Annotated in this window: 17 protein-coding genes and 1 rRNA gene; all 18 read right to left on the reverse strand. The window is 42.5% G+C overall.

The annotated features are described in order from the left end of the window. Positions 1–85 (reverse strand): 16S ribosomal RNA (locus H4J50_RS17255); the annotation flags it as partial. Between the two features lie 1,132 nt (positions 86–1,217). Continuing rightward, positions 1,218–1,619, reverse strand: coding sequence for a 50S ribosomal protein L17 (rplQ, locus tag H4J50_RS17260; RefSeq protein ID WP_002959450.1), 402 nt, complete (start codon positions 1,617–1,619; stop codon positions 1,218–1,220). 39 nt (positions 1,620–1,658) lie between these two features. Then, complete coding sequence (locus H4J50_RS17265; protein ID WP_002959452.1) at positions 1,659–2,645, reverse strand: DNA-directed RNA polymerase subunit alpha; 987 nt, start codon at positions 2,643–2,645, stop codon at positions 1,659–1,661. A 24-nt stretch (positions 2,646–2,669) separates the two neighbouring features. Next, positions 2,670–3,290: a 30S ribosomal protein S4 gene (gene rpsD / locus H4J50_RS17270; RefSeq protein WP_002959461.1), complete on the reverse strand. Its 621-nt coding sequence runs from the start codon at positions 3,288–3,290 to the stop codon at positions 2,670–2,672. 21 nt (positions 3,291–3,311) lie between these two features. Then, entirely contained in the window at positions 3,312–3,698 is a 387-nt protein-coding gene (rpsK, locus tag H4J50_RS17275) for a 30S ribosomal protein S11 (RefSeq protein ID WP_002959471.1), read from the reverse strand. 12 nt (positions 3,699–3,710) lie between these two features. Beyond that, complete coding sequence (rpsM, locus tag H4J50_RS17280; protein WP_002959473.1) at positions 3,711–4,067, reverse strand: 30S ribosomal protein S13; 357 nt, start codon at positions 4,065–4,067, stop codon at positions 3,711–3,713. Between the two features lie 125 nt (positions 4,068–4,192). Then, on the reverse strand, positions 4,193–4,306 hold the full coding sequence (gene rpmJ, locus H4J50_RS17285; protein WP_002959476.1) for a 50S ribosomal protein L36: 114 nt from the start codon (positions 4,304–4,306) through the stop codon (positions 4,193–4,195). Between the two features lie 22 nt (positions 4,307–4,328). Next, positions 4,329–5,657, reverse strand: a complete 1,329-nt coding sequence (gene secY / locus H4J50_RS17290) for a preprotein translocase subunit SecY (protein WP_002959478.1) — start codon at positions 5,655–5,657, stop codon at positions 4,329–4,331. Between the two features lie 10 nt (positions 5,658–5,667). Then, entirely contained in the window at positions 5,668–6,102 is a 435-nt protein-coding gene (gene rplO / locus H4J50_RS17295) for a 50S ribosomal protein L15 (protein WP_002959480.1), read from the reverse strand. 4 nt (positions 6,103–6,106) lie between these two features. Further along, complete coding sequence (gene rpmD, locus H4J50_RS17300; RefSeq protein ID WP_002959482.1) at positions 6,107–6,289, reverse strand: 50S ribosomal protein L30; 183 nt, start codon at positions 6,287–6,289, stop codon at positions 6,107–6,109. Positions 6,290–6,291: 2 nt separating this feature from the next. Beyond that, positions 6,292–6,798 carry a 30S ribosomal protein S5 gene (rpsE, locus tag H4J50_RS17305; RefSeq protein ID WP_002959485.1) on the reverse strand — a complete coding sequence of 169 codons (507 nt, stop codon included), beginning with the start codon at positions 6,796–6,798 and terminating at the stop codon, positions 6,292–6,294. Positions 6,799–6,807: 9 nt separating this feature from the next. Then, entirely contained in the window at positions 6,808–7,158 is a 351-nt protein-coding gene (gene rplR, locus H4J50_RS17310; protein ID WP_002959486.1) for a 50S ribosomal protein L18, read from the reverse strand. Between the two features lie 9 nt (positions 7,159–7,167). Further along, entirely contained in the window at positions 7,168–7,701 is a 534-nt protein-coding gene (gene rplF, locus H4J50_RS17315) for a 50S ribosomal protein L6 (RefSeq protein ID WP_024606323.1), read from the reverse strand. Positions 7,702–7,714: 13 nt separating this feature from the next. Next, on the reverse strand, positions 7,715–8,107 hold the full coding sequence (gene rpsH / locus H4J50_RS17320; RefSeq protein ID WP_002959491.1) for a 30S ribosomal protein S8: 393 nt from the start codon (positions 8,105–8,107) through the stop codon (positions 7,715–7,717). A gap of 21 nt (positions 8,108–8,128) precedes the next feature. Then, the gene (gene rpsN / locus H4J50_RS17325; protein ID WP_006794245.1) at positions 8,129–8,434 is read right to left on the reverse strand and encodes a 30S ribosomal protein S14; all 306 of its coding nucleotides are present in this window, start codon (positions 8,432–8,434) and stop codon (positions 8,129–8,131) included. A 10-nt stretch (positions 8,435–8,444) separates the two neighbouring features. Next, positions 8,445–8,984 carry a 50S ribosomal protein L5 gene (gene rplE / locus H4J50_RS17330; protein WP_010554915.1) on the reverse strand — a complete coding sequence of 180 codons (540 nt, stop codon included), beginning with the start codon at positions 8,982–8,984 and terminating at the stop codon, positions 8,445–8,447. Positions 8,985–9,000: 16 nt separating this feature from the next. Next, positions 9,001–9,315: a 50S ribosomal protein L24 gene (gene rplX, locus H4J50_RS17335; protein WP_002959496.1), complete on the reverse strand. Its 315-nt coding sequence runs from the start codon at positions 9,313–9,315 to the stop codon at positions 9,001–9,003. A gap of 10 nt (positions 9,316–9,325) precedes the next feature. After that, on the reverse strand, positions 9,326–9,635 hold a 310-nt coding region (gene rplN / locus H4J50_RS17340), incomplete at its 5' end, for a 50S ribosomal protein L14 (protein ID WP_182257490.1).

Genomic DNA, 9,635 nt, shown 5'->3' on the forward strand with positions numbered 1-9,635 from the left:
AAGCTACTTTCTGTTACCGCTCGACTTGCATGTGTTAGGCCTGCCGCCAGCGTTCAATCTGAGCCATGATCAAACTCTTCAATTAAAAAGTTTTATGTCTTTCGACAGCTCAATGAATTCTGAATTTTTGTTTTTGTTGCCAAAAACGAATTGACTGTGCGTTATTATTTTCACTTTTAAAAAAGTAAAATCAAAACAGCTCAAGGCTGAATCTTTTAATAACATATGGTCACTCAGTTTCAATTGAGACTCTAATTTGTTTGCCTCGCTACCTAAGCAGCTTGGCTGTTAGAACTCAATCTGTACGAGTGCCCACACAGATGATTGCTTTATATTGTTAAAGAACGTTGCGATTATAAAGCTGAACTTTATCTCGCTAGGGCTGCGCATATTACGCTTTCCTATTTTTTTGTCAACACTTAAATTTAAACTTTCTAAAAAGATTCAATCTAAGTTTTACTTAACACCCTGAGTTGTTCGTGCCTCGCTATGCGTTGCTGTTTCCCGTCTCAGTGGGGTCGCATTATAGGGAGATCCGAAAACAGATCAACCCTTTTTTGAAGAAAACTTGAAATAATGTGCTGTTCGCTGAGTATTTGAGCTAAACGCTCAAAAACACAACTAAACCTCCTGTATTGAGGGGTTTAAAGAGCTATTTAAAGTCAAAGTTATGGTAACTAGTGATCAGTAGAGACATATTTGGATCATCAATGCTGAAAAAGCCAACCAATAAGTTAAGAGTCGTGTTACTAAAATCATTTGAAATAGTCAAAAGCCGAGATTTAAATTCATTGGGCTATATTTTTATTTGAGAAGTGAGTTTACTAAGGCCCCAATGGTTAGCTTTACTATGAGGTTCTTAGTATCGGTATATAGATAAGAGAGCGACCCCATATATCTTCTGAGCAGCTCTAATCACTAAAAACTTCGTTAGGGATTGCTTAATGGTAGTTAAATTCGAAGTGCTATTATTAATAACTGTAAATCACTATATAAAGTGAAAATACTCTTTAACTAAAACCGGATAGGCTATTTTGGATGAATGGTAAGTAAAGATAACTAGGCTAAGTTATTAAAACAGCAGTCAAAACAACCTATCGATTCAGAATCTATGAGCCGATGCACATAATAGAAGATAATTACTGGTTCATATAGTTTGACAAATTTTAGGCAAGAAAAAGCCGAGCATAAGCTCGGCTTTTAGGTTTCTTTAAGACTTACTCTGCAGACTGTGCGTCTTCTTGAACTGCTTCGCTAGTCGCTGGGCGACCAACTAGTTCAATATAAGCCATTGGTGCATTATCACCAGTACGGAAGCCACACTTAAGAATACGAGTGTAACCACCTGGACGATCCGCGTTACGTGGACCGATTTCACTGAATAATTTACCAACAACTTCATTATCACGCGTGCGAGCAAACGCTAAACGGCGATTTGCTACACTGTCAGTCTTAGCCAGTGTGATTAAAGGTTCAATTACACGACGTAACTCTTTCGCTTTTGGCAAAGTAGTTTTGATGATTTCATGTTTCACCAAAGAACCTGCCATATTGCTAAACATCGCTTTACGATGGCTACTGTTACGGTTTAATTGACGACCACTCTTACGATGGCGCATGACCCTATCCTTCTAACTAAACTAATATAGTGATTTAGATTATTCAGCTAAGCTTGCAGGTGGCCAATTTTCTAGGCGCATACCTAGAGAAAGTCCACGTGAAGCTAGCACGTCTTTAATTTCAGTTAGAGACTTCTTACCTAGATTAGGCGTTTTAAGAAGCTCAACTTCAGTGCGCTGAACTAAATCACCGATATATTGAATTTGCTCGGCTTTCAAACAATTTGCTGAGCGTACTGTTAATTCAAGATCATCAACTGGACGAAGTAGAATAGGATCGAATTCTGGCTTCTCTTCTTTCTCTTCTGGCTCAGTTACATCACGTAAATCTACGAATGCATCTAATTGCTCAGCTAAGATAGTAGACGCACGGCGGATCGCTTCTTCTGGATCTAAAGTGCCGTTTGTTTCCATATCAATGATTAACTTGTCTAAATCTGTACGTTGCTCAACTCGAGCTGATTCAACCGAGTACGCAATACGTTCAACTGGGCTAAATGATGCATCAAGCAACAATCTACCAATTGGACGCTCATCGTCATCAGAGGATAAACGACTAGATGCCGGCACATAACCACGACCACGTTCAACACGAATACGCATGCTGATCTCGCTGTTATTTGTAGTTAAATTACAAATAACGTGATCTGGATTAGCAATTGTTACATCGCCATCGTGCTGAATATCAGCCGCAGTAACAGGGCCTACACCAGATTTAGTCAGGGTCAGAAAAACTTCATCTTTGCCTTCTAACGTTACTGCTAAACCTTTAAGGTTTAATAGTATTTCAATGATGTCTTCTTGAACGCCTTCTTTCGCGCTGTACTCATGTAATACACCGTCGATTTCAACTTCAGTTACTGCACATCCAGGCATAGATGAAAGTAATATACGGCGTAAAGCATTACCCAGAGTATGGCCAAAACCACGCTCTAATGGTTCTAAAACTATTTTAGAACGCGTTGGGTTGATAGCGTCGATGTCGACTAACCTTGGTTTTAGAAATTCTGTAACAGAACCCTGCATTTTATCCTCTCTTAACTCTTAACTTTACTTAGAGTAAAGTTCGACGATTAGTTGTTCATTAATGTCCGCAGACAGGTCTGAACGCTCAGGTAGACGCTTAAAGCTGCCTTCCAATTTCTTACCGTCAACTTCAACCCAAGTCGGCTTTTCACGTTGCTCAGCCAACTCTAGAGCAGCGATAATACGTGCTTGCGTCTTAGACTTCTCACGGATTACAACAGTATCTTCTGGAGTAATTACGTATGAAGGAATGTTCACAACACGACCATTAACTAAAATCGCTTTATGGCTTACTAACTGACGTGCTTCTGCACGTGTGCTAGCAAAACCCATGCGATATACAACATTGTCTAAACGTTGCTCTAAAAGCTGTAACAAGTTTTCACCTGTGTTGCCTTTAAGGCGAGCAGCTTCTTTGTAGTAGTTACGGAATTGCTTTTCTAATACACCGTAGATACGACGTACTTTTTGCTTTTCACGTAATTGTAAACCGTAATCAGATAAGCGACCTTTACGAGCGCCGTGCTGACCAGGTGCAGTCTCAAGTTTACACTTAGAGTCGATAGCTCTTACGCCGCTCTTAAGGAACAGGTCAGTACCTTCACGACGACTCAGCTTGAGCTTAGGGCCCAAATATCTTGCCATGTTATTTCTCCTAACCTATTGTTAAACGCGACGTTTCTTCGGTGGACGACAACCATTATGTGGTATTGGCGTCACGTCAGTAATGTTGGTAATACGGTAACCAGCAGCATTCAAAGCACGTACAGCAGATTCACGACCTGGACCTGGACCTTTAATGAAAACTTCTAGATTTTTTAAACCGTATTCTTGAGCAGCAGTACCTGCACGCTCTGCAGCAACCTGAGCAGCAAATGGTGTAGATTTACGTGAACCACGGAAACCTGAACCACCGGCAGTAGCCCATGATAGTGCATTACCTTGACGGTCGGTAATCGTTACAATAGTGTTGTTGAAAGACGCATGAACATGAGCCATACCATCAGCAACTTGTTTTTTAACCTTTTTACGACGAATTGGTGTCTTAGCCATAATACTATCCCCTTATCGCTTAATAGGCTTACGAGGACCCTTACGGGTGCGCGCGTTAGTCTTAGTTCTTTGACCACGTAGTGGTAAAGAGCGACGGTGACGTAGGCCACGATAACAACCAAGGTCCATTAGGCGCTTGATATTTAAAGTAACTTCACGACGAAGATCACCTTCAACAGTGTACTTGCCAACTGCATCACGCAGTACGTCAAGAATTTCGTCTGAAAGTTCACCGATTTTTGTGGTTTCGGCGATACCAGTCGCTTCTAAGATAGCCTTAGAGCGAGTCTTACCTATGCCATAAATAGCTGTTAAACCAATAACTGCATGTTTATGATCAGGGACGTTAATGCCAGCAATACGGGCCACTAACACATCTCCTATATTCGAATTTGGTAATCAAAAGTTTGAAAAGCCCGTAAGGATACTCAAACGAAGACCAAATCACTACTAAAAACACAGGCCGAGAAAACTCAGCCTGCACGACTGTTTACTTAGCCTTGCCTTTGCTTATGCTTAGGCTCACTGCAAATTACGCGTACTACACCAGCACGTTTAATAACTTTACAGTTACGGCATATTTTCTTAACGGAAGCACGTACTTTCATTGCTCAACTCCGTAAACTGACCTTATCGACCGTAGCCTTTAAGGTTCGCTTTTTTCAGCACAGAATCATACTGATGAGACATCAGGTGAGTCTGTACTTGTGCCATAAAGTCCATGATTACTACAACGATAATCAAAACTGATGTACCGCCGAAGTAGAATGGCGTTTGCCACGCCATCGTCATGAATTCAGGCACCAGACAGATAAAGGTTATATACAAAGCACCTGCCAATGTCAGGCGTGTCATCACTTTATCAATGTATTTAGATGTCTGCTCACCTGGACGAATACCTGGGATAAATGCGCCAGATTTCTTAAGGTTATCTGCTGTTTCACGTGGGTTAAAAACCAACGCTGTGTAGAAAAAGCAGAAGAAGATAATAGCCGCAGCTAAAACAAGCGAGTACAACGGTTGACCTGGAGTCAACGTAGTAGCAACAGCTTGTAATACATCAGCGACTGGACCTTCACCTTGGCCGAACCAGCTAGCAATTGTACCAGGGAACAGAATTATACTGCTAGCGAAGATTGGTGGAATAACACCCGCCATATTTACTTTTAGTGGTAAATGCGTGCTTTGGGCAGCAAATACTTGACGACCTTGTTGGCGTTTAGCGTAGTTAACAACAATACGACGTTGTCCACGTTCGAAAAACACTACAAGATAAGTAACAGCGAATACGATTACCGCAACCATCAACAGTACAAAAACATTCAAATCACCTTGGCGCGCCATTTCGACTGTCGAACCAATAGCAGACGGCAAGTTAGCTACAATACCAACAAATATTAGAACAGAGATACCGTTACCGATACCACGCTCTGTTATTTGTTCACCCAACCACATAAGGAACATAGTACCAGTAACTAAACTCACCACAGCAGTGAAATAGAAACCCATACCAGGGTTAACAACTAACCCCTCCATCATGCCCGGTAAGCTAGTAGCAATACCGATTGATTGAATAGTAGCTAGCACAAGCGTGCCATAGCGTGTGTACTGGCTAATTTTTTTACGCCCTTGCTCACCTTCTTTCTTAAGCTCTATAAACGGAGGATACATATGCGTTAATAGTTGCGTAATAATCGAAGCCGAGATATACGGCATAATACCCAGTGCTAACACTGAAGCTCGCTCAAGTGCACCACCACTGAACATGTTGAACATTTCAACAATGGTGCCCTTTTGTTGCTCGAAGAAATCGGCAAGTACAGCGGCGTCAATCCCAGGGATCGGCACAAATGAACCTAGACGGTAAATTATGATAGCACCCAATACGAAGAGTAATCGGCGCTTCAATTCCGAAAGTCCACCTTGTGCACTTTTTGTATCTTGACCTGGTTTAGCCATTAGTACTTCCTTAGTCTTCTACCTTGCCTCCGGCAGCTTCAATAGCTTCGCGAGCACCTTTAGAGGCTTTAAGGCCTTTAACGGTAACAGCGCGTGAAACTTCGCCAGATTTAACAACTTTAACGAAAAGAACGTTCTTTTTAACTAGACCAGCTGCTTGTAACGCGCTTAGGTCTACCACATCGCCTTCAACTTTAGCGATTTCAAAAAGGTTTATTTCTGCAGATACTAAAGATTTGCGAGAAGTAAAACCAAATTTAGGTAGACGACGTTGCATAGGCATTTGACCGCCTTCAAAACCAACGCGTACTTTGCCGCCAGAACGTGATTTTTGACCTTTGTGACCACGACCACCAGTCTTACCTAGACCAGAACCGATACCACGACCAACACGTTTTGGAGCAGTTTTTGAACCTGCAGCAGGTGAAAGTGTATTCAAATGCATCGAATTAACCCTCTACCTTAACCATGTAAGAAACCTTGTTTATCATACCACGTACACATGCTGTGTCTTCTAACTCAACAGTGTGGTTGATACGACGTAAACCAAGACCGCGTAATGTAGCTTTATGTTTCGGTAAACGACCGATAGAGCTTTTTACTTGTGTTACTTTTACAGTTTGATTTGCCATGGTTACCCCAGTATTTCGTCTACGCGAAGGCCACGTTTTGCAGCGATTGACTGTGGAGAATTCATATTCTCAAGAGCCGAAATCGTTGCACGTACTACGTTGATTGGGTTAGTAGAACCGTAACATTTAGAAAGTACGTTCTGAACACCAGTCACTTCTAGTACTGCACGCATAGCACCACCTGCGATGATACCAGTACCTTCAGAGGCTGGTTTCATGAACACTAGTGAGCCAGCATGACGTCCCTTAACAGGATGCTGTAATGTATTGCCATTTAGGTCTACATTGATCATGTTGCGACGTGCTTTTTCCATTGCTTTTTGAATAGCAGCTGGAACTTCACGTGCTTTACCATAACCAAAACCTACTTTACCTGCGCCGTCACCAACTACAGTTAGTGCAGTAAAGCTAAAGATACGACCACCTTTAACTACTTTAGACACACGGTTCACCGCGATTAGCTTTTCAGCTAGATCAGGCTGTTGTTGCTTTGCTTCTACGTTAGCCATAGTCTACTCCTAGAATTGCAAACCGGCTTCACGCGCAGCATCAGCTAGCGCCTTCACACGGCCGTGATATTTAAAGCCACTGCGATCAAAAGCAATCTTTTCGATGCCTTTGTCAGCCGCACGTTCAGCAACCGCTTTGCCAACTGCTTGCGCAGCTTCAACGTTACCGGTGCCTTTAACTGTTTCGCTAATAGCCTTTTCAACAGTAGAAGCAGCAGCCAGTACATTACCCTCAGCATTTACAACTTGAGCGTATATGTGACGTGGCGTGCGGTGGATAACAAGACGCGTTGTGCCTTGTTCAATATAATTTCTACGAGTGCGTTTAGCACGACGTAGACGAGCTGTTTTTTTATCCATCGTCTTACCTTACTTCTTCTTAGCCTCTTTACGGCGTACATTCTCATCTGAATAACGAACACCCTTACCTTTATAAGGCTCAGGTTTACGGTATGCACGAATGTTAGCAGCTGTTTGACCAACTAACTGCTTGTCTACGCCCTTAACTAGAACTTCTGTTTGGCTTGGAGTTTCAATCGTAATTCCTTCAGGAACTGCGAAATTAACTGGGTGTGAGAAGCCAAGAGTTAAATCTAATGTTTTACCCTTCGCTGCAGCACGGTAACCCACGCCTACTAACTGAAGTTTCTTCTCGTAACCTTCATGCGTACCAACAACCATGTTGTTGATTAGAGCGCGAGCAGTACCTGCTTGAGCCCATGCATTAGCTACGCCATCACGAGGTAAAGTAGTAATAACGTTTTCATTTACTTGTACTTCAACAGCGTTGTTGATTGTACGAGTAAGTTCACCGTTTTTGCCTTTAACTGTGATTTCCTGGCCTTTTAATGTAACTTCTACACCGGCAGGAACAGTAATTGGTGCCTTTGCTATGCGAGACATAGTTCCCCTCCGATTAAGCTACAAAACCAATGATTTCACCACCAACACCAGCACTACGTGCTGCGCGGTCTGTCATTAGGCCTTTAGAAGTTGATACGATAGCGATACCAAGACCACCCATTACCTTAGGTAATTGGTCACGTTTCTTATAGATACGTAAACCAGGGCGACTTACACGCTGGATATTTTCAATTACAGCTTTGCCTTCGAAGTACTTCAACTCGATAGAAAGCTCAGGTTTAGTTTCGCCGTTAACAGCGAAATCTACGATATAACCTTCGTCTTTTAGTACTTTAGCTAATGCTACTTTCAGCTTTGAAGTTGGCATCGTTACAGATACTTTCTTCGCTGATTGACCGTTACGAATTCGTGTGAACAAATCCGCGATAGGATCTTGCAAGCTCATAGTCTTACTCCCATGATTCTATTACCAGCTAGCCTTTTTAAGGCCAGGAATTTCACCGCGCATAGCTGCTTCGCGAACTTTAATACGGCTCATGCCGAATTTGCGAAGGAAACCATGTGGGCGGCCCGTAATGTTACAACGATTACGTTGACGTGCAGGGCTAGAATCACGTGGTAAAGCTTGTAGCTTAAGTACCGCGTCCCAACGATCATCTTCAGATGTGTTAACATCACTGATGATAGCTTTTAGTGCAGCGCGCTTTTCAGCGTACTGAGCAACTAGTTTTGTGCGCTTTGCTTCGCGCGCTTTCATAGAATTCTTTGCCATAACCCTACCCTTATTTCTTAAATGGGAAGTTAAACGCTTCTAACAACGCACGGCCTTCCTCATCAGATTTCGCAGAAGTAGTGATAGTAATATCCATACCGCGTACACGGTCTACTTTATCGTAATCGATTTCTGGGAAGATGATTTGTTCACGTACGCCCATGCTGTAGTTGCCACGTCCATCAAAAGACTTTGCACTTACGCCACGGAAGTCACGAATACGTGGGATAGCGATTGATACCAAACGCTCAAAAAAGTCCCACATACGCTCGCCGCGTAGGGTTACTTTACAACCAATCGGGTAGCCTTCACGCACTTTAAAGCCAGCAACAGATTTGCGTGCTTTAGTGATTAAAGGTTTCTGACCAGAGATTGCTGCTAGATCCGCTACTGCGTTATCTAAAATCTTCTTGTCAGCTAGGGCTTCGCCCACGCCCATATTCAATGTGATCTTTTCGATCTGAGGGACTTGCATGACAGAGCTGAAACCAAACTTCTCTTGAAGTTCAGCAACTACTTTGTCTTTATATACTTCATGCAGTTTCGCCATCATTCTACTCCAACTATTAGATAGTTTTACCAGTAGATTTAAAGATACGTAATTTCTTACCATCTTCAATCTTGAAACCTACACGATCAGCTTTACTCGTTTCCGAGTTGAAGATCGCAACGTTTGATGCATCCATAGATGCTTCTTTCTCAACAATGCCGCCAGCTTGGTTCAATTGTGGAACCGGCTTTTGGTGTTTCTTGATCAAGTTTATGCCTTCGACAAAGATTCGACCAGATTCAGTAACAACTGAAAGCACTTTTCCGCGCTTACCTTTGTCTTTACCTGCTAGTACGATTACTTCGTCATCACGACGTATTTTTGCTGCCATGATTGGCTCCTTACAGTACTTCTGGGGCTAGTGAAACGATTTTCATGAACTTATCATTACGAAGTTCGCGAGTCACAGGGCCGAAAATACGTGTACCAATTGGCTGTAAGTTATCATTTAAGATAACAGCAGCGTTGCTGTCAAAACGGATCAGAGAACCATCTGGACGGCGAACACCTTTTCTGGTACGCACAACTACCGCGTTTTTAACATCACCTTTCTTCACTTTACCGCGAGGAATAGCTTCTTTTACAGAAACTTTAATGATGTCGCCAATCGCTGCGTAGCGACGGTGAGAACCACCAAGGACTTTTATACAC

This window comes from Colwellia sp. 6M3 (assembly GCF_014077595.1).
GTDB lineage: Bacteria > Pseudomonadota > Gammaproteobacteria > Enterobacterales > Alteromonadaceae > Cognaticolwellia.